Here is a 19,244-nt window from a genome sequence, read left to right as displayed (position 1 = left end):
GCCGTCAGGACTGTTGCTGCGCCACACTGGCGGTCTCCACCCGCTCGGTCGAGACCGGTGCCCCGGTGAAGTTGACAAACACGTTCTCGCCCGCTTTCGGGTGCACGCGCACGCCGTGCTGAAGAAACACAATGGTGCCGTCGGCCAGGCGCAGGGTCGTACGGCGGAGCGACCCAAGAAAGCTCGAGGCGACCACGGTCGCCGCGAGGCCCTCGGCTGCGAACTCGATGTCTTCCGGGCGGATCGAGACCGTCACGGGTCCGTCGGGCGTCGCCGGGTCGATCAGGGGCAGGCTCGTTCCATAGACCTCGGCTCGAGCCGAGCGCACGAGACCGTCGATGCGGTTGCTGAGCCCGACGAAGTCGGCGATGAACGGGGTGGCCGGACGGGAATAGAGTTCTTCGGGCGTGCCGACCTGCTCGATATTGCCGGCGCGCATCACGGCGACGCGGTCGGCGACCGCGAGGGCCTCATCCTGATCGTGGGTGACGAACAGGGTCGTGATGCCGAGTTCGGTTTGAATGCGTCGAATCTCGTCGCGCAGCTGCACGCGCACCTTGGCGTCGAGCGCCGAGAGCGGTTCGTCGAGCAGCAGCACACGCGGTTCAGTCACGAGTGCGCGCGCGAGCGCGACCCGCTGCTGCTGGCCGCCGGAGAGCTGGTGTGCAAAGCGATCGAAGTGGTCGTCGAGGCCGACCATGGCCAGGGACGCTGCCGCCCTGCGGCGCCGCTCGGCTGGCTTGATCTTTCGCATCCGCAGCCCGAATTCGACGTTTTCGCCGGCACTGAGGTGCGGAAACAGCGAGTACGACTGAAACACCATGCCCATGTCGCGTTTGCTGGTGGAGAGTGCTGATACGTCGATGCCGTCAATGGTGATACTGCCGGCATTGGTGGATTCCAGCCCTGCCAGCACGCGCAACGCCGTGGTCTTGCCGCTGCCACTCGGGCCGAGCAACGCGACACATTCGCCCGCGTGCAGGGTGAGGTTGAAGCCGTCCAGGGCGCGCATTCCGGAGAATTCTTTGACGACGCCGGTGAATTCGACGACGGTTCCCGGTCGGGTCGGTGCGGTTGGCTGCTCGGCTGTCAGCTGCTGTGAATTCATACTGGACCTTTCACGGTGGTACGGCGGCGCGATGTTCGGGTGCGCGGGGCACCGAGTCGTCCGATAACGAGGAGCAGCAGGAAAGCGAAGGCGAGGGCCAGCAGCGAGAGGATCACGGCCGTGTACGGGTCGACCTTGCTCACGACGACGAGAGCGGTTTGCAGGTTGACCCGGTTCAGCAAGGACGCGATGGTGAATTCGCCGAGCACGACGGCCACGGCGATGAAGGCACCGGCCAGGATGCCCCGGCGCAGGTTGGGTACGAGCACCCGCAGGAGCACACTGCCCCAGCCGGCCCCGAGAGTGCGCGCAGCTTCGGTGAGCGTTTTCACGTCGACGCCGTCGAGGTTGGATTGAATGGCCCGATAGGCGAAGGGCAACACCGTAATGCCGTAGGCGAAGGCCAGGGTCCACACGCCGCTGCCCAGCATTCGAGCCACAATGGCGTAGACCGGCGCGAGCCCGACCACAAGCACAATGGCCGGAATGGTGATGGGCAGAATACAGATGAATTCCAATACTCGGCGCAGCCGGGGAAAACGGATGTGCACGAGCAGCATGGTGGGTACGAGCAGCAGCAGCACGATCAGGACGGTGCCAATGGCCAAAGCCACCGAGTTGCCGAGCGCTACCAGCACCGGTCGGTACACCCCGGTGAATCCGCTCTGAAACAGGGCGACCCAGCGGTCGACGTTGTAGCCGCCGACCAGCCCGGCACGCAGGGTGAATTCGATCATGGCCACGATCGGCACGGCGAAGATGACCCCGACCACGCCGAGAATGATGGTGCGAACCGTGCGGGAGGGCGCGTGAGCCACACCGTTGGTGGTCAGTCCGGTCATTGCTGCCACCGCGCGGCCCGTGACTGCAGCGCTGAATAGCCGACCATGACGACGGCCATCACCACGATCATGCCGAGGGCCAGCGCGCCGGCCAGGTTTTCCCGACCGAGCAGCGTCTCGCTGGTGAGTGCGGCGCGAATTTGCAGGGGCACAATCTGCGAGCCCTGACTCACCAGCGCCGCCGCGGTGGCGTAAGAGGAGAACGCGTTGGCGAACAGCAGCAGCAGGCTGCCGATAAAGGACGGCGCGAGCACCGGAAAGGCGATACGGAACCAGTAGCTGGCGGTGCTTCCGCCGAGAGTGGCGTTCGCCTCGGCCCACTGCGGTTTCAAGGCTTGCAGGGCCGGCATAAAGGTGATGATCATAAGCGGAACCTGAAAGTAGATGTAGGGCAAAATAAGGCCGGTCGTCGAATACAGCCAGACGCCGTTCTCAAAAATATCCAGGCCGAAGGTGTCGCGCAGATACAGGGTGACCATGCCCTGGATGCCAATGGTCGCGACGAAGGCGAAGGCGAGCATGACGCCACCGAACTGGGCCAGCACACCGCTGAGCGAGTCGATGGTGGTGCGCAGCCGGCCGTCGGGGCGCGCGCCGAGTAGGGCGTAGCAGACCACAGCACCGACAACGGCACCGACGACGGCGGTCAGCGCCGACAGCCAGAAGGAGTTGAAGAAGGTGGTAAGCACGACGGGGTCGCCGAGGGCCGCGACCGTGGCCAGGGTGAAGGCGCCGGTATTGTCGAAAAAGCCCGTGCCGATGGCAATCAGGGTCGGCACAGCCAGGAACAACAACACATACACCGCGAAGGGCAGCAGCCCGAAGGCTGCTGCCCGACCACGGATGTTACTGGACAGCCGCAGCCCACTTCTCACCGAGCAGCGTTGCCGCTGCGGTGCTCTGGTCTTCGGTCGGAACGACGGTGTCGCTCGGCGCCTTCGGCAGCGCATCGAACAGCTCGCTGTCGATGGTGCCGGCCTCGGCCATGGCCTCGGCGCGCGCCGGGCGGGCGCCGCCCGCAAGCCACAGGTTCTGTGCTTCATCGCTGTACAGGAATTCCTGCCAGAGCCGCGCTGCGGCGGGGTTGGGGGCATCCTTGTTGATCGCCTGGTTGTAGTAGCCGGCGTAACCGGTGCCGTCGAAGACGACGACCTTCCAGTTGCGCTGGCCCTCCAGCTGGGCGCCGTAGCCAACGTTGAGGTAGTCCCAGTCGAAGACCACCGGGGTCTCACCGGAGGCGACGGTCGCCGTCGTCGGGTTGACCTTCAGAAAGTTACCGGCCGCATTGAGATCGGAGAAAAAGTCAATGCCGGGCTGAAAGTCAGCGACCGTTCCGCCGCTCTGCACGGTGGCGAGGCCGACAGCGGCAAACGCTGCACCGGCCTGGGTCGGGTCACCATTGATGGCCACCTTTCCCTTGTAGTCGGCGCCGAGCAGGTCGGTCAACTCCTTGGGCTCCGGAACAGCGTCAGGGTCGTAGCCCACCGACAGGTATCCGCCGTAATCGCCGACGTAGAGGCCGGAGGCTTCCTTAAGCGCGTCGGGAATGTCGGCCCAGTTGGCAACCTGGTACGGCGCAAAGCGGTCGGTACTGGACAGGGCCACAGCCAGGCCGAGGTCGAAGACATCCGGTGCCGTGTCCTGGCCCTTGAGGTTGTCGGCGGCCTGGATCTCCTCGGCGCTGGACCCGTCGGGGGACGCTTCGTTGATCGTGATGTCCGGGTATTTCTCGGCGAACAGGTCGAGAACGGCGCCGTAGTTCGCCCAGTCACGCGGCAGCGCGATGACGTTCAGCTGACCTTCCGCGATGGCGGCTTCTTCGAGGCCGGCCAGATCGCCGAAAGCGCTCAAGCTGGTGGCGGTCGCTGCGTCGACGCCCGAGGCCGGAGCCTCGGCGGCCGGTGAACAGCCGCTGAGCGTGAGGGTGAGGGCCGCTGCGGCGGCCAGGGACACCGTCAGAGTGCGTTTGAGTGACAATTTTCCTCCATTATGACCGGGTCCGGAGCGTTGGATTACTGTGCAAACGCACCGGGTGAACAGATTATGGGGCAGGGTGTGCCGGTCGCCCGACAGTACGAAGGCTACATGGCCGCCAGAGGCTTTCCGCCTTAACGCCAGGTGAACGGGGGTGCAGCTAGAGTGAGACGAATGGTCACGACAGTTTCCCCCGCGCTGGCGCGGCGGATTGCGCTCGCCGCGCAGGGCTTCGGCGCGCGACCTGGAGCGGCCGTCGGCATCCGTCAGCTCACGGCCCTCGTGAATCGACTCGAGCTGCTGCAGATCGACTCGGTCAACGTGTTCGAGCGCAGCCACTACATGCCGGCCTTCAGCCGACTCGGCGCCTATGACAAGGCCCAGCTTGACCGGTTGACCACGGGTCGCCAGGCCCGCTTCACCGAGTATTGGGCGCACGAGGCCTCCTTGCTGCCGGTCGAGGTCTGGCCGCTATTTCACTGGCGCATGCAGAACTATCGCGACCGTTCAGCGCGCACGCCCGACGACTGGTCGCACGCCAACCGGCCGATGCTCGATTGGCTCCTGGCCGAGCTCGCCGCCAACGGCCCGATGCGGGCCAGCGCGATCGAACACGACGCCAACAAGCGCAGCGGGCCCTGGTGGGGCTGGTCCGAGGTGAAGACCGGGCTGGAAATTCTGTTCCGCTGGGGTGATGTGGTCAGTGCCGGGCGCATCCGTTTTGAGCGGGTCTATGCCCTGCCAGAGCAGGTCTTCTCCCCCGAGCTGCTCGGCACCGAAATTTCTGAATCGGATGCCCACCGCGAGTTGGTGCGCCGCTCGGCGCGCGCGCACGGGATCGGCACCGTGAAGGACTTCGCCGACTACTTTCGGCTGAAGTCGGCGCCCGCACTCTCAGCCATCCTTGAGTTGGAGGAGGCCGGCGAGTTACTCCCGGTGGAGGTTGCGGGCTGGCGCGCGCGCGCCTGGCTGCACCGCGACGCCCGGCTGCCGCGGGCCATGGACGCGCAGGCGCTACTGTCGCCGTTCGACCCGGTGGTCTGGGAGCGTGCCCGCGCCCTGCGGCTGTTCAATTTTCACTACCGCATCGAGATCTACACGCCGCAACCAAAGCGCGTGTTCGGCTACTGCTCACTGCCGATTCTGCTAGGCGACATGATCGTCGGCCGGGTCGATCTGAAGAACGACCGGCAGGCCGGCGTGCTCCGGGTGCAGTCGGCCTGGGCTGAGCCGACGGCGCCGACGGATGCCGCGGGTCGGCTCGCGCAGGTACTGCGGGAAGCCGCGCTCTGGCAGGGACTTGAGGAGGTCGTCGTCGCGCCGCGGGGAAACCTGGCTGGGGGTCTGGCCGCCGAACTGCGGTAGATCTCGCCGCCGGGTTACGCCCCCGATGTGCGGGAAAACTAATTTAGAACTTACGGCCCATGGCGGTCAGGCGCTCTATGCGGTCAGCGATCGGCGGGTGCGTCGCGAACAGCTTGCCCATGGCGCCCTTCTTCAGCGGGTCCGAGATCCAGAGGTGGGCCATCGAGCTGTTCTGCTTCTGCATGGGGCGACCGTATTCGCCCAGTTTGGCCAGGGCAGAGGCGAGTGCATCCGGGTGGCGCGTCGTCAACGCGCTGGTGGCATCCGCTAAATATTCGCGCTGGCGAGAGATGGCGAGCTGCACGACGGTCGCGATGAGCGGGGCCACGATCATGGCCACGAGCCCGAAGACCATGACGACGGGGTTGCCGTTGCTGTTGTTGCTGCGGCCGAAGAACGCCATGCGCAGGAACATGTCGGAAATGAAGCCGATCGCGACAACGAGGCCGAACACGACCATCGAAACGCGAATGTCGTAATTGCGCACGTGGCCGATCTCGTGGGCCATGACGCCTTCAAGTTCGGAGTCGTCCATGATGTCGAGCAGGCCGGTGGTGGCGGCGACGATCGCGTGCTGGGGGTCGCGACCGGTGGCGAAAGCGTTCGGCGCCGGATCATTGATGATGTAGACCTCGGGCATCGGTGTGCCGGTCGTGATCGACAGGTTCTCCACGATGCGCCAGAGGCGCGGGTGGTCGGCCTTGCTGTTGACCCTGATGCCGCCGCTCATCGAAATGGCCTGGCGACCGGCGGCGTAGTACTGAATGATCACGTAGAGCGCCGTGATGACGACGGTGGCGATGAGGATGCCGTAGCCGCCGGCACCATAGACGGCGTTGGCCAGCCAGCCGAGCCCCGCAATGATCACGAAAAACAGGATCATAATGAAAACGGTGTTGCGTTTGTTCTTAGCTATCGCGCTGTACATCGGCTAAGTCCCGTTAGAACTGCACGCGGGGCGGCTCCGCAATGGCTGCGGAATCGGCCACCTCAAAGAACTCGCGCTCGGTGAATCCGAGGTTAACGGCGAACAAGTGGTTCGGGAACACCTTGATCTTGGTGTTCATTTCGCGCACGCCACCGTTGTAGAAACGACGCGCGGCCTGGATCTTGTCTTCGGTGTCGACGAGTTCGGCCTGCAACTGCAGATAGTTCTGGCTGGCCTGCAGCTGCGGGTACGCCTCGGCGACGGCAAAGATGCTCTTCAGCGCGGTCTGCATGTGATTCTCAGCAGCGGATGCGTCGGCCGGGCCTTGGGCAGACAGCGTCTCGGCGCGAGCACGGGTCACGTTTTCAAACACGTTCTTTTCGTGTGCTGCGTAGCCCTTGACCGTTTCGATCAGGTTGGGCAGCAGGTCAGCACGACGCTTGAGCATCACCGTGATGTCGCTCCACGCCTCGTCGACGCGCACATTGAGCGTCACGAGCGAGTTATACGTCGACCACAGGTAGATACCAGCGATGGCGACGAGTGCGACAACGATCAGAACCGGGATGAGCCATTCCATGGCAGCGTCTCCTTGCAAATTGGCTTTCTAGGGTGGCACGGAGACATGAACTAGCGACAACGACCCCCGTGCGTACCTGCCAATACTAACCGCGACCCCGGAGGCTCCCACCCGCTTCCCATCACACTCCAAGCAACCTCAAGGCGTGCGGGGATTTCCCAAGGCGGCAGGGAGAGCGCGGTCAGCCGGGCTCTTCGACGTCGACCAACACCTCGTTGCGACGCAGAAACCACGGTTTGAACGGCGGGTCGAATCGGGCGAATCTCGGTGACCCCAGGGCGGTGAGCCCGGCGGCGGCGAGCGCCGCGCGCAACTCCTCGACATGCTGTTCGTAACGAGTCTCACGCCAGCGTCCACCGAACCGCAGTGCAGCGACCAGTGCGGACGGTACCGTTCTCAGTTGCACGTTGGGGTCGGTGGGTTGCGGCGCCGTTTGCGCCGTCAGCTCCTCGGGCAGCACGAAGGCAACCTGGAACTGCGCACTGCCCACTCGATTTGACGGGTGCGTCACAGGCTGTTGCAGCACGGGCGCGGTCATCGCGATCTTTTCTGCCGCACCGGTCTGCACCACTGGCGCGGTCATGGCCACCTTCCGGCGGGACTGGTTTGCCCCGCTGATGTAGGCAAACAGGTATCGGAAAGCACGGTTGCCGGCGTCTTCGAAAGGGCCATCCGTGGTGACTTCGGCCAAGAGATGGGCTGGGTATCGGCGAAGTTCGAAATCGTCGTAGGAGTGCAGGACGCGGTAGGGCTGCTGCTTGGTCACGCCCCGAATTTACTGCAGGTGGCTGGGTACCCGCTTTCAACGTGAAGCACCGCGGAATCGCCCATTGTGGGCTTGACAGGGAGTGTGCAGCGGCGGAGAGTTCGGACATGGTGAACACATCCGCCCCCGCGGTAGACGTGACCGATTTACACGTGCGACGGGGAAAGCATCCGGTGCTGCGTGGGCTTACCGTCACTGTTCCCCGCGGAGTCGTGGTCGGGCTGCTCGGCCCGAGCGGATGCGGCAAAACCACGCTCCTGAGAGCGATCGTCGGCGTGCAGGTGGTGCAGTCCGGCACAGTCACGGTGCTCGGCCGGCCAGCTGGCGCCGCCCCGCTTCGGCACCGCGTTGGCTATGTGACACAGGATGCGAGCGTGTACGACGACCTCACCGTGCGGCAGAATCTGCACTATTTTCGCGCCGTTCTCGGTGCCCCGCGACGGGACGTCGACCGGGTGCTGGCCCTGACCGATCTCACGGCACAGGCCGGCCAGCTCGTCGGATCGCTCTCCGGCGGACAGCGCAGCCGGGTCTCGCTGGCCGGAGCGCTGCTCGGCTCCCCCGATCTGCTCGTGCTCGACGAACCAACCGTCGGACTCGACCCCGTGCTGCGGGTCGAGCTGTGGACCCTGTTCCATCAACTCGCCGCCGTCGGAACGAGTCTGCTGGTCTCCAGTCACGTGATGGACGAGGCCAGCCGGTGCGACCGGCTGCTGCTCATGCGGGACGGCGAGATTCTGGCCGATGACACCCCGGCCGGGCTGCTCGCCGCGACCGGCACCGAGGATACCGAGGGGGCGTTTCTGGCGCTGATTGCGCAGCATCCGCTCGGCAAAGCCACTGGGAGCGTCTCATGACGCCGGGGCGCACCCTCGCGACCGCCGGCCGGGTGCTCAGCCAGGTGCGACATGACCCGCGCACGATCGTGCTGCTGCTCGTGGTGCCGAGCCTGCTGATCGGGCTGCTGGCCTGGATTTTCTCGGACACTCCCGTGTTCGCCACGATCGGACCCGGCATGATCGCCCTGTTTCCGTTCATCGTGATGTTTCTCGTGACCAGCATCACGACCCTGCGCGAACGCCGCACCGGCACGCTCGAGCGGCTGCTGTCGATGCCGCTCGGCAAGGGCGACCTGATTCTCGGCTACACACTTGCGTTCGGCCTGCTCGCCGTGGCGCAATCCGCCGTCGCGGTCGGGTTTGCGGTGTGGGTGTGCGGGCTCGAAATCAGCGGATCGATCTGGCTATTGCTCGCCGTCGCGGTGGCCGATGCGGTGCTCGGCACGTCCCTCGGCCTGCTGGCGAGCGCGTTCGCCCGAACGGAGTTTCAGGTCGTGCAGTTCATGCCGGCGCTGGTGTTTCCGCAGATTCTGCTCGGCGGCATTTTTCTGCCGCGCGAGCAGCTGCCCAATGTGCTGCGAATGATCAGCGACTGGTTGCCGCTGTCGCACGCGATCGACGCGCTGCAGGCGGTCGCGGCCGATTCGCAGGACGCCGCTTATGTCGGCGGGGAACTGCTCATCATCGGAGGGTGGATTGTGGGCGCCGTCGTACTCGGGTCGGTGACGTTGCGGCGGCGCACGCCGTAGTTGGCCGCCTCAGCGATTGGTCAGCGCGTGTTGCAGCCAGCGGTAGCTCGACTTGGGCGTGCGCGTGCGGCGGTCGTCGGCGAAGTCGACGTGTACCAGCCCGGTCGGCTGGGTGTAGCCGTCATCCCACTCGAATCCGTCGAGCAGCGACCAGAACGCCACACCGGCGAGGTCGACGGCAGCTGCCGGGGCTCCGGTAGCGGTGGCGTCGAGGGCGGCCACGAGGTGTTCGGCGAGATAGTCGATGCGGGCGGGATCGTGCACCTGGTGGCGGGCATCCGCCTGGTCCCAGAAGGCGCCGCCGGCTAGTGAGAGGTAGACGGGGGGCAGGTCGGGGTAGCGTTCGGCCAGTTCGGCGAGCGCCACGGCGACGTACTCGGGAGCGTTAACGTCGCCGGTGGAGGTCGTGGGGTGTTCGCGGAACGGCTCGAGGTGGAACGGCCATGAGGTGACGGGGATCGGCTGGCCGTCGGGGGCCTTCAGCACCGTCGCACCGGCGGCGATTCGGGCCGGCCCCGTGTAGCTCAGCCCGTAGAAGTCGAGCGGCTGATGGATCGTGCGCAGGTCGGCGGGGTCTGCCTCGAGCAGGGTGCGTAGTTCGACCGCGAACGGTTCGAGCGGGTCTGGATAGTGGCCGAGTAGCACCGGGTCGGCGAACAGCCGGTTCTGCAGCAGGTCGTAGAGGGCCGCATAGGAGCGGTCCTGGTCGCGGTCGGTCGCTGATTGCACCGGAGTGTGGGAGTTGACCAGACCGATGCGTCCGCGCACGTCGGCGGCGCGCAGGCCCTGCACGGCAAGACCGTGCGCGAGCAGCTGATGGTGCGCACTGGGAAGCGCGTCGAACAACAGGGTGCGACCGGGTGCGTGGGTGCCGAGCGCGTAGCCCCTGGTGGTGACCGTGGCTGGCTCATTGAGGGTGACCCAGGCGTCGACGCGGTCACCGAACGCCTCCCCCACGGCATGGGCGTAGTCGGCGAAACGGCCGGCGGTGTCACGGTTCAGCCAGCCGCCCCGCAGGGCAGCCGGCAGATCCCAGTGCGAGAGAGTGGCGGTAGAACGGATGCCGTCGGCCAGCAACGCATCCAGCAACCGATCGTAGAACGCGAGTCCGTTGCGGTTGAGGGGGCCGCGGCCCTCGGGCTGCAACCTGGTCCAGCCCAGCGAGAAGCGGTAGGCGTCGACGCCGAGGTCGCGCAGAATGGCGGCATCCGCTTCGTAATTCTTGATGTGGTCAGCCGAAACGGAGGCGTTCGAGCCATCGCGGATGCGTCCGGATCTTTGACTGAAGGAATCCCAGACGCTGTCGCCACGGCCGCCGTCGCGGGCGGCTCCCTCGATCTGAAAGGCGGACGTGGCGACGGCCACCTCGAACCCGGTCGGCAGGCCATCGCCGAGCTCGCCGGCGCGGTGTTCCCAGTCCCGGGCGGCGACGGCGCGGGTGGAGGCGGGGGTGCGGGGCGTGGGATTCATCAGGGTGCGGCTCTCTTCGGCGGTCTCATGCTGGGCATCCGCTTCGTATTTAGGGTGTCATGTTTACCGGCGGGCGGCGGCAGCGCGAAGAATTCCCTCGGTTTGTTACATTTTGCGGGCGCGGGAGGTTGACTTTACCGCCCTCTGCCCCTCAAATTGGGGCAGGGGGTGAGTCATGTCCGAATCGACTCGGGTCGAAGCATCGGGCGCAACGGCGCGTCCGCGACGCTCCCGCAGCTTATTGGCCGTCACCGCCCTTCTGCTCGGGTGTGCGATCGCCCTTGCCGGGCCCTTGCTGGCGCAGGCGACGCCAGCATCGACCGCTCCACCCACCGAAGAACCCATCCCGAACACCACGACCGATCCCGCTACGACGACGAGGCCGCTGATCGAGCGTCCCAGCAACGGGCAGTTCATCGGCAGCAACCGCACAACTGTGTCTGGGTCGAAAGCGCTCGATCAGGAGATTCAGTTGTTGTCGCCGCGCGGCGGGGACCCGCTGTGCATCGTCGATGACAAATCAACCTCCTGGAGCTGCAGCAACATCTACCTGCAGAACGGTCCGACGATCAAACTGCGCGTCGTTGTAACCGGCGATTCCACCCTGAGCGACGAGATCACTGTTGCCGTTCTGGGTGCACCGATCGTGCTCGGCGGCCGCAGCGGCTCCGAGTCCGACGGCTGGGTTCGCGGAACCGGGCATCCCCAGGCCACTGTGACGGCGTCCCTGGGGACCGAAGACTCCTGCTCAAGTGACGTCGACAACTCGGGTGCCTGGGCGTGCCTGTTTGCGGGCACGCTCGCGAGCGGAAGCCGGAAGGTGACAGCGAGCCAGCGTTCGATTTTCAGCAGCCCGTCGTCGTCGAATTCGAGCGAGCCGGTCACGATTGTCTTTGACCTTCAGGGCCCAGCGGCTCCGGTCGTGACGACTCCTCGTGAGGGCGCCCAGGTGCCCGTCGCGGGAACGGAATACACCGGCACCGGCGAGACCGGCGCAACCGTCACCGTGTTCGCCGGCGCCTACTCGGTCTGCTCCGCCGAGGTGACCGCCGGGGCGTGGAGTTGCTCCGCCGGGGGCGTGGCGGCGGGTTCGTACTCCGTCATCGCGGTGCAGCAGGATTCCGCCGGCAATGTCGGACCGGGCAGCACCCCCGTGACGGTCCGCTATGCCGCCCCGAGCACCGCCACACCGACCCCGACGCCGACCCAGTCCGCCTCAGAGACGCCAGCGGTCACGCCGGCTCCGAGCGCATCGGCTTCGCCGTCGCCCGACGGTGCGGTTGGCACACCGGGTGACACAGCGGAGCCGACGCCTTCCGGGGCGCCCCAAACGCAGGAACCAGCGCCGGAAGCCACTGCGGAGGAGTCGGCGGACGACTCGGCGGGGGCATCCACTTTCACCGGCCGGTGGGATGACCCGACCCGCTTCGCACTGCCGATCGGGCCGAGCGGCACCAGTTCGCCGTTCCCCTGGTTGCAGGCCGGGTTGCTCGCCCTGCTCGCCCTGGTGCTGATCGCTCTGCCGCTGCGGATGCTCGCGGGCACCATCTCCCGCACCCGCGGCGGCCGTCCGCTCTGGTCAGGGCCCACCCTGGCGGGTCGCAATCGGGTGCGCGAAGAGTACGAGGTGGCACCGACCGTGCGACTCAATCGGTGGCTGCGCGGTGGCGCCGCGCTCGTCGCCGCCGCAACCTTCGTCATGCTGTCCGGACCGGTGGTGGATCAGCCGGCCTACCTGCGTCTGCTGGTCGCGGTGACTATCGGGCTGGTCTTGGTCAACGGGGTCGCCATTCTGGTGCCGCTGTGGTGGAGTTCCCGCGCGCTGGAGCTGCGCGGGGCGGTCAGGTTTCTGCCTCGCTACCTGTTGCTGATCGCGGCCGCGGCGACCGCCTCGCGCGTCTTGGACGTGCACCCGGCCCTGCTGTTCGGCCTGCTCGGCAGCGTGAGCCTGTTAGCCAAAGCGGATGCTGGCAGCGCGCAGCCGACGCCGGCCCAGCGCGGCCAGCTTGCGGCAGTGCGGGTCGGCGCCCTCGCCCTGTTTGCCGTGCTCGCCTGGTCACTCGGAGCACTTCTGCCCGCCGCCAGTGATTTCACGACCTCGCTCGTGGCGGAGACGGTCAACACGATCGTGCTCGCTTCAGTCGGCTCGGCCGTGCTCATCCTGGTGCCGATTGGTCACACCAGTGGGCGCAGCATTCTCGCCTGGTCGCCGCCGATCTGGACCGGCCTGACCGTGGTCGGCTATGGAATTTTGTTCGCCGCGCTGGCCCCGGCGATCGATCAGCTGCAGAGCAGCGGCTCTGGCACGGTGTTGTGGATCGTCGCCGCGAGCTTCGCGGCCCTGTGCGCGAGCGGCTGGGTCTGGCAGCGCTTCGTCGCTCCCGCGCAACGCTGACCCGGCGGAGGCGGTATCGTACAAATGTGCGCCTTGGAGTCCTCGATGTCGGTTCAAATACCGTCCACCTGTTAGTTGTCGACGCGCACGAAGGCGCCCCGCCGGTGCCGATGGCCTCCGACAAGAGCGTTCTGCGCCTCATGCGGTACATCACGCCAGAGGGTGCCATCAACGACGAGGGTGTCGCGGCGGTGCTCTCTTCGGTGCAGCATGCAGCGGATGTTGCCCAGCAGCACAATATCGACGAGTTGTTGCCGTTCGCCACCTCGGCCCTGCGCGACGCGACCAACGGTCCAGAACTGCTCGACCGGGTCGAACGGGAAACCGGTGTCGCCCTGCAGGTGCTGTCGGGCGAGGACGAAGCCCGGCTGACCTTCCTGGCCGTGCGGCGCTGGTATGGCTGGTCGGCCGGCAACATTCTGCTGTTCGACATCGGCGGCGGATCGCTCGAGATCGCGGCCGGCGGGGCTGAGTTTCCCGAGGTAGCGCTGTCGCTGCCGCTCGGCGCCGGGCGCAGCACGATCGGTTTTCTACACCACGATCCTCCCCTGCCGGAGGAGGTGTCTGCGCTGCGCAGGCATGCGGCATCCGTTTTGCGCGATGCGGTCGGTGCCTTTGCGCAGCTGCCGGCACCGCACCACATCGTCGGGTCATCGAAGGCGATTCGATCACTGGCCCGACTGGCCGGAACCACCTCGGACGGCGTCGGCGCCGCCGATCGCCTGCGGTTGGGTCGCGCGGAGCTCGATGACTGGGTGCCGCGTCTCGCGCGTATTCCCGCCGAAGCCCGCCCGGCGCTGCCCGGTATCACCGCCGACCGCACCTTTCAGATCGTGGCGGGCGGCATCGTGCTCGGCGCGGCAATGGCCGCGTTCGGGGCGGCGGAACTTGAAGTGTCACCGTGGGCGCTGCGCGAGGGTGTCATCCTGCGCTATCTCGACCGACTGAGGTAGCATTTTCGCTCACCGACCCCTGGAGCGATTCGCATGCGAAAACTGACCGCCGGCTTGTTCATGTCCCTGGATGGCGTCGTGGAGTCGCCGAACCTGTGGCAATTCGACAGCTTCGACGAGGAACTGGGCGTTGAAATGACGGCCATGATCACCCGGGTCGACACCGTATTGCTCGGCCGGGTGGGCTACGAACAGTGGGCCGGTTACTGGCCGAACGCCGAACACGACGACCCGTTCGGGGCGTTCATCAATCCGGTAGAGAAGTTTGTCGCGTCGCGTACTCTCAATGGTGACCTGGCCTGGCAGAATTCCACGCTCATTCCGGGTGATCTGAACGAGTTCGTGACCAACCTGAAGAACACCGAGGGCGGTGAAATCTCGTTGGTCGGCGGTATTTCGCTCGTGCGGCAGCTACTCTTTGCCGGTCTGCTCGACTCACTGACCGTCATGACGCACCCTGTGATCGCAGGCGCAGGGCGTCACCTGTTCGAGCCGACCGACCCGGTCACCCGGCTGACGCTGCAGAAATCTTTGATGACGAGCAGGGGAAACGCCCTGCTCACCTACGGCCTGCGCACCGGCTGAAGGGACACCAGCATGACTTCATTTCCGACACCGATCGACCCGCCCGAGCTTTTTCAGAGCCCTGCCTTCGCGCTGGGCATGATCGCCCCGGCACGGGCCGGCGCTCTCCTGGAGATCGAGGCCGTGGCCGCAGTCCCTGCTGGCTGACCAGACAGCCGTCAACCTGGGTTCGACTCGCGAGGTGCCACAAACGGCCCCTTGAAACACGATGAAGGGGCCGAAGATGGCCCCTCACGGAGTTCAGGCGCCGGAGACACGCTGGCCGAGGCGCGGAGCGATGACACTCGGTGCCCCCACTGGGACTTGAAACCAGTTGGGAGGCCAATGGCCACCCCGCGAGCAGGTAACTTCCGCATAAAATCAACGTTTTTTAGTCACTTGGGTAGTGCCACAATCACGTCATTTTCCTACGTTTGTGGGCAAAGTGTGGGCAAAATGTGGGCAAATCCGAGGGGATTTTTAGGTGTCTCGACTCGTCAATAGGCGGGCATCAATTCGATGAGTCGAACTGCACGATCAACGATCGCTCGTGCTGCGGGAACGGCTTGATCAACGTCGTCGACACTTGCCGACGGGCGGTCGAGGTCGGGATATGGCGTCGAATTGCGGAGCCGACGCATCCAGTCGAATTCGCGAATTTCAACCTGCCGTGGTGGTTCGAGTTGAGCGATCGCAACTTCAAACAGAACGGCGTGTGCACCTTCGCCGCGGGCTTTCAATCCCTGATTGACCAGAATGGCCGCGAGCGCGAGGCGCGCCGCATCGTATGTGAGGGTGAACGCGCCGGCGGGATCGAGGTCGCGCAGGGTCACGGCTGCCGTGAGGTGCACCTGCGCCTGCGCAAGGTCACGATTGGCAGCGACCCGCGTGAGGCGGCCTTGCTTGAGAAGCAGGTCAACCTCGGCTCTACCGCGGTCCCAACGGTTGATCATGGGTTCTCCTCCCGAAGTTCAAGGCTCACGATCGGACGCTCGGTCAGGGTGCGCAGGAACGGGTCCGTGCTGGCGGCCTCCCACGCGGCCGTGCTGACTATTCGCACGTTCACCTCGCGCCCCAGACTGGTGCCCGCGAGGCGTGCCGCCTCGTTGACCGCGCCCCGGGGCGGGTTACCGACGAGGAGTACATCAATGTCTGCCGGAGCGTCCCCCGGCTCCCCCGCACGGCGGGCGGCCCAGGAACCATAGATGAATGCCTGATCGATTCCGGATATCCCTGACAAATGCTGAGGTATCACGACAGCCGGCCCGTACGTCAGGGCAAGCAGCTCCGCGAGGGGCCGAAAGGCCGGCGTATCAGCGCGCACTCGCACCTCGACAGACTGACCGCGCTTCTCCGTGCTGGCAAGTCCCATCTGGACAATGCGAGAGACTTCCCGGTGAGCGCTCGCATACGGCGACTTAGCGGCGCGCGCAAGTTCCGCAATGGTGAATGACCGATCCGCATTCAGAAACAGCCGTGCGAGAATTTCTCCCTGCGCATCTGACCGGAAGAGCGGGCTCAACGCTGGCGCCTGTATGTTCACATACGCGATAATACTATCGTCTATGTGGATAAACAAGCCCGGACCGATGGCATGGGCACTCGGCACAACAACGCATGCTGGAGTTTGTGCCGCAACAGAGTCTTGGGTGTTTCGTAAGGGGAACCCCTATTGGGACGCTCTATTGCGCTGTCTCCAAGGAAGCGCGTCGCCCAAATCCCGCTGCATCCCGCCAGAATTGGGGCAGAGGGCTAAGGGGGCCAGCGCGATAGTGTCGACCTAACGACCAAGAGAGGCGCGATGCCGACACCCGGCTGGGGCCGACGAGTCTTGTGGCTGGGGATCCTTGTGGCCTGGTCCGCGCTCATCGTGGTCGGAATTGCCCTGATGTACACGGGACTGAAAAAGACCGGATACTTCGAGCCGACCGGAGAGGCTCTGGAACTCGACCGTGTAGGGAAGCTCCAGATCTACGCTGCTTCGGCGGCACTCCTCGTAGCCGCTTGCTGGGCTCGGATGCTGCTCACTCCTATCTGGGCCTGCATCCTCGTGGCCAGCCCTGCCGTTTTAGTTGGAGGTCTGACGCTAATATTCGACAATTCACTTTTCCCGCATCTCGCCGCTTTGGTGACGTTTCCAGTGGCCGTGGCTGGCCTCATTAGCGGTCTGATCTTTTCCAGGCCGCTGGCTCGCGTGGTCGCCACCCGCCCTCGCCCCCCGGCCGAACCTTGAAAGCTTGCGCACACATCCAGATACGTGCGCGCCAAGTCTTGACCATGGCCAATCTTCACCCACGATCATCGTCGCTGGGAAGCAACCGTTGCAAATCGCCCGCAATCGAGACTTCCGCGGTGCAAGTCTGGTCGTTTGGTTGCACCTCGGGCGCTGCTCCCGACCCGGAGTGTCGCCTTTCTAGTCTCTGGGCGCGCTGGTGGGACCAAAGGGCCCCGCCCACAAGCCGGACGCCCACCGCGACATCCTGCTGTGTCGCTTGGGGAACAGTCAGCGGGACGCCCAACCATTCCGATAGGGATTGGTTACCTTCGACTCCGACTGGTGATGGAGTACCCTGGCTTTGTGTTCCGACGTGGGGGAGTTGAGATGAGAGTCTCGCATGTTAACGTCGGAGGTTCGACCCGCGCCGAACTGCGGACGGAACTGGGCTCACGAGGCGTCTTGCTCAACGCGTACGCCGATATGCTGCTCGATCATACGATCTTCGATCCCCGAGCCGAGGAGGAGATCAAGATCATCGAGCGCACTGTAGGTGAACTCGGTTTACGCACCGGGGCGACGCTACCGGAGATCTTCGCGGTGGCCCGTGAACGAGGATTTGCGCTCTGCCCCCCGGACACCGGCCCGTATCTCCGGCTCGCAATGGCGTCGCAGGCAAACGCGTCTGATTCGGTTCTGTCCGCCGGCAGGTCACCTGCGGGCGCGCTCAAGGTCGCCTCGGCACCGTTAAGTGACGACGTGGCGTTTCCGAAAGGTTTCTATCTACGTGTCGTCGACGGCCAGCAGTGGCTGCGTGGGTTCCGCTGCGACCATGAGTACCTATTTTCAACCGAGGACAGGTTCGCATTCCAGCGGTTGTAGATGGGAGCAGCGGATGCGAAGGGACTGCGTCTTCCAGGTTCGTATCGCGAGCTGATGCGCCGTTCGCGAGTTGGCCACTGAACGGGCACCGAATCGCGTGAAGGCAACCGCATCGACGCCTGAGCTGAGATGCCAACAAGCCGAACGGCCAGCGCGACAGATTTGGGGCTAATCCACCCAACGATCCGTCAGTTGGGAACGTCCCTCGAGGGCACGGTGGCCGGTAGCGATTCCGGCTTGTGCCCTCGTGCTTGCTTCGACTGCTATCTGTGTGTCATTTCCGTGCACCGGTCCCGGATACCGATGCGACTGTCGACGACGTTCGAATTTGAACCCGCGTGGCTAGGACCTCATTCTTGAACGTCTTCGACACCGGCTGCGCCAATGCAGGCGTCAGTGCCCCCTCGTGCCATCGGAATTAGGCCCGCCGACGACAAGCGCGGTTCACTTCACCGTGCAGATGATCTCGCCGTGGAGGATGGAGAACCAGCCGTCATCATCTGTTGCCCATTCCGTCCATGCATCACTGATTTCTTGCAGCTTCGTCTGGGTAGCAAGGCCGGATTCGATGATTTGCCGCGCGATCGCTGAATTGACGATTCGGTCAGCCCACATTCCTCCCCACCAGGCCCGCTCGGTTGGGGTGGCGTAGCACCATGTGCTGGAGGTAGCCGTGACGTCAGTGAGCCCGGCGGCGTGAGCCCAAGAGAGCAGCTGTCGGCCGGCATCCGGTTCACCGCCGTTGGCGCGGGCGGCGGCTCGGTAGAGCTCGAGCCACGTGTCAAGTTCGGGAATCTGCGGCCACCAGCAGAATCCGCTGTAGTCGCTGTCGCGCACTGCCACAATGCCGCCGGGCCGAGTGACGCGAGCCATCTCACGCAGAGCCTGGACAGGGGCAGCGATGTGCTGCAACACCTGATGTGCGTGAGTGACGCCGAAGCTTGCGTCGTCGAACTCGAGAGCATGGATGTCCGCGACTCGGAAGTCAATGTTGGACAAGCCCCGCTCGGCCGCGGTCGCCCGGCTAAATTGCAATTCATCGGGCCCAATCTCGGTTGCGGTGACCTCCGCGACGAGTCCTGCGAGGTCCGCAGTGATCGTGCCGGGTCCCGCGCCAATATCGAGAAGGCGATCGGTGGACCGCAACAGCGGAAGCAAATACGCGGCGGAGTTCTCGGCAGTGCGCGAACGATGGTACCGCAATACGGATTCGTGATAGCCGTGTGTGTAAACCGCCACGGGAGCTCCTTCAGATCGTCGAGTTCTTTCATCTTCAGCCTCTGCGACACTGCGCCGGGTAGGAAGACCGTAGTCTTCCTAGTAGCCCTGCACCCACTCGCCGGGCGGATCCCGAGGAGGTCTCCCCCTGTCCAGCGAGCTTGGAGAATTCCTTCGGGCCCGGCGCGGTGACGCCAACTTGGAGTCCCCCCACCCGCGACGGGAACAACCGGCGCCGCGTCACCGGCCTGCGGCGGGAAGAGGTCTCCACAGCTGCAGGGATCAGCGTTGACTATTACACGCGTCTCGAGCAAGGCCGCGAAACTCGCCCCAGCGACGCAGTCATTGACGCCCTCGCCCGAGTGCTCCACCTAGCGCCGGACGCCACAGATCACC

The 19,244-nt window shown here is 65.1% G+C and carries 20 protein-coding genes and 1 pseudogene; 10 read left to right on the top strand and 11 right to left on the bottom strand.

What is annotated here, in order from left to right; all coding sequences use genetic code 11:
* Nucleotides 1-4 precede the first annotated feature (4 nt).
* The 4 genes from E3T31_RS02825 to E3T31_RS02810 are packed head-to-tail and all read right to left on the bottom strand — an operon-like array spanning nucleotide 5 to nucleotide 3,927.
* Nucleotides 5-1,108, bottom strand: coding sequence for an ABC transporter ATP-binding protein (locus E3T31_RS02825; RefSeq protein WP_166788367.1), 1,104 nt, complete (start codon nucleotides 1,106-1,108; stop codon nucleotides 5-7).
* Nucleotides 1,105-1,950, bottom strand: a complete 846-nt coding sequence (locus tag E3T31_RS02820; RefSeq protein WP_134467380.1) for an ABC transporter permease — start codon at nucleotides 1,948-1,950, stop codon at nucleotides 1,105-1,107. Before E3T31_RS02820 ends, E3T31_RS02825 begins: the two co-directional genes overlap by 4 nt.
* The gene (locus tag E3T31_RS02815) at nucleotides 1,947-2,825 is read right to left on the bottom strand and encodes an ABC transporter permease subunit (protein WP_241977549.1); all 879 of its coding nucleotides are present in this window, start codon (nucleotides 2,823-2,825) and stop codon (nucleotides 1,947-1,949) included. The genes E3T31_RS02820 and E3T31_RS02815 overlap by 4 nt, the downstream gene beginning before the upstream one ends.
* Nucleotides 2,797-3,927 (bottom strand): ABC transporter substrate-binding protein, encoded by a 1,131-nt coding sequence (locus E3T31_RS02810; protein WP_134467379.1) that lies wholly within the window; start codon nucleotides 3,925-3,927, stop codon nucleotides 2,797-2,799. The genes E3T31_RS02815 and E3T31_RS02810 overlap by 29 nt, the downstream gene beginning before the upstream one ends.
* A gap of 171 nt (nucleotides 3,928-4,098) precedes the next feature.
* On the opposite strand from E3T31_RS02810, the gene E3T31_RS02805 reads away from it, so the two are divergent.
* On the top strand, nucleotides 4,099-5,289 hold the full coding sequence (locus E3T31_RS02805; protein WP_134467378.1) for a winged helix-turn-helix domain-containing protein: 1,191 nt from the start codon (nucleotides 4,099-4,101) through the stop codon (nucleotides 5,287-5,289).
* Between the two features lie 43 nt (nucleotides 5,290-5,332).
* Here E3T31_RS02805 and E3T31_RS02800 read toward each other — a convergent pair whose 3' ends face one another.
* From E3T31_RS02800 to E3T31_RS02790, 3 genes are all read right to left on the bottom strand, one after another.
* The gene (locus E3T31_RS02800) at nucleotides 5,333-6,217 is read right to left on the bottom strand and encodes a M48 family metalloprotease (RefSeq protein ID WP_134467377.1); all 885 of its coding nucleotides are present in this window, start codon (nucleotides 6,215-6,217) and stop codon (nucleotides 5,333-5,335) included.
* A gap of 13 nt (nucleotides 6,218-6,230) precedes the next feature.
* Nucleotides 6,231-6,797 (bottom strand): LemA family protein, encoded by a 567-nt coding sequence (locus E3T31_RS02795; protein ID WP_104138578.1) that lies wholly within the window; start codon nucleotides 6,795-6,797, stop codon nucleotides 6,231-6,233.
* A 181-nt stretch (nucleotides 6,798-6,978) separates the two neighbouring features.
* Nucleotides 6,979-7,563: a heme-binding protein gene (locus E3T31_RS02790; protein WP_134441572.1), complete on the bottom strand. Its 585-nt coding sequence runs from the start codon at nucleotides 7,561-7,563 to the stop codon at nucleotides 6,979-6,981.
* A 107-nt stretch (nucleotides 7,564-7,670) separates the two neighbouring features.
* Between E3T31_RS02790 and E3T31_RS02785 the strand changes: the two genes are divergently transcribed.
* Together E3T31_RS02785 and E3T31_RS02780 are read left to right on the top strand one after the other, a co-directional pair.
* Complete coding sequence (locus tag E3T31_RS02785; RefSeq protein ID WP_134467376.1) at nucleotides 7,671-8,420, top strand: ABC transporter ATP-binding protein; 750 nt, start codon at nucleotides 7,671-7,673, stop codon at nucleotides 8,418-8,420.
* Entirely contained in the window at nucleotides 8,417-9,151 is a 735-nt protein-coding gene (locus E3T31_RS02780; protein ID WP_134467375.1) for an ABC transporter permease, read from the top strand. Before E3T31_RS02785 ends, E3T31_RS02780 begins: the two co-directional genes overlap by 4 nt.
* A gap of 9 nt (nucleotides 9,152-9,160) precedes the next feature.
* On the opposite strand, the gene E3T31_RS02775 is transcribed toward E3T31_RS02780, so the two are convergent.
* Nucleotides 9,161-10,621, bottom strand: coding sequence for a glycoside hydrolase family 1 protein (locus E3T31_RS02775; protein WP_134467374.1), 1,461 nt, complete (start codon nucleotides 10,619-10,621; stop codon nucleotides 9,161-9,163).
* A 175-nt stretch (nucleotides 10,622-10,796) separates the two neighbouring features.
* Here E3T31_RS02775 and E3T31_RS02770 point away from each other — a divergent pair, with 175 nt between their 5' ends.
* Genes E3T31_RS02770 through E3T31_RS18485 form a run of 4 tightly spaced genes read left to right on the top strand, consistent with a single transcriptional unit; the run spans nucleotide 10,797 to nucleotide 14,701 of the window.
* Nucleotides 10,797-13,016, top strand: a complete 2,220-nt coding sequence (locus E3T31_RS02770; RefSeq protein ID WP_134467373.1) for a hypothetical protein — start codon at nucleotides 10,797-10,799, stop codon at nucleotides 13,014-13,016.
* 26 nt (nucleotides 13,017-13,042) lie between these two features.
* Nucleotides 13,043-13,969, top strand: a complete 927-nt coding sequence (locus E3T31_RS02765; RefSeq protein WP_134467372.1) for a Ppx/GppA phosphatase family protein — start codon at nucleotides 13,043-13,045, stop codon at nucleotides 13,967-13,969.
* Between the two features lie 33 nt (nucleotides 13,970-14,002).
* Complete coding sequence (locus E3T31_RS02760; RefSeq protein WP_134467371.1) at nucleotides 14,003-14,554, top strand: dihydrofolate reductase family protein; 552 nt, start codon at nucleotides 14,003-14,005, stop codon at nucleotides 14,552-14,554.
* Nucleotides 14,555-14,566: 12 nt separating this feature from the next.
* On the top strand, nucleotides 14,567-14,701 hold the full coding sequence (locus E3T31_RS18485) for a hypothetical protein (RefSeq protein WP_255454001.1): 135 nt from the start codon (nucleotides 14,567-14,569) through the stop codon (nucleotides 14,699-14,701).
* A gap of 329 nt (nucleotides 14,702-15,030) precedes the next feature.
* Here E3T31_RS18485 and E3T31_RS02755 read toward each other — a convergent pair whose 3' ends face one another.
* Nucleotides 15,031-15,486 carry a HEPN domain-containing protein gene (locus E3T31_RS02755; protein WP_134467370.1) on the bottom strand — a complete coding sequence of 152 codons (456 nt, stop codon included), beginning with the start codon at nucleotides 15,484-15,486 and terminating at the stop codon, nucleotides 15,031-15,033.
* Nucleotides 15,483-15,773: a hypothetical protein gene (locus E3T31_RS02750; protein WP_206750305.1), complete on the bottom strand. Its 291-nt coding sequence runs from the start codon at nucleotides 15,771-15,773 to the stop codon at nucleotides 15,483-15,485. The genes E3T31_RS02755 and E3T31_RS02750 overlap by 4 nt, the downstream gene beginning before the upstream one ends.
* A 561-nt stretch (nucleotides 15,774-16,334) precedes the next feature.
* On the opposite strand from E3T31_RS02750, the gene E3T31_RS02745 reads away from it, so the two are divergent.
* Nucleotides 16,335-16,766, top strand: coding sequence for a hypothetical protein (locus E3T31_RS02745; protein ID WP_134467368.1), 432 nt, complete (start codon nucleotides 16,335-16,337; stop codon nucleotides 16,764-16,766).
* A gap of 444 nt (nucleotides 16,767-17,210) precedes the next feature.
* A complete protein-coding gene (locus tag E3T31_RS02740; protein WP_241977547.1) occupies nucleotides 17,211-17,630 on the top strand; it encodes a hypothetical protein in 420 nt (139 codons plus the stop codon).
* Between the two features lie 444 nt (nucleotides 17,631-18,074).
* Here the strand turns inward: E3T31_RS02740 and E3T31_RS02735 are convergent, their stop codons facing one another.
* A complete protein-coding gene (locus E3T31_RS02735; protein ID WP_134467367.1) occupies nucleotides 18,075-18,869 on the bottom strand; it encodes a class I SAM-dependent methyltransferase in 795 nt (264 codons plus the stop codon).
* Nucleotides 18,870-19,036: 167 nt separating this feature from the next.
* Here E3T31_RS02735 and E3T31_RS18620 point away from each other — a divergent pair.
* Nucleotides 19,037-19,234: pseudogene (locus E3T31_RS18620) on the top strand (helix-turn-helix domain-containing protein); the annotation flags it as partial.
* Nucleotides 19,235-19,244 lie beyond the last annotated feature (10 nt).

The organism is Cryobacterium sp. TMS1-13-1 (genome assembly GCF_004403125.1).
Taxonomy (GTDB): Bacteria; Actinomycetota; Actinomycetes; order Actinomycetales; family Microbacteriaceae; genus Cryobacterium; species Cryobacterium levicorallinum.
The sequence above is the reverse complement of the archived record's forward strand: the minus strand, read 5'-3'. Positions and strand labels throughout refer to the sequence as shown.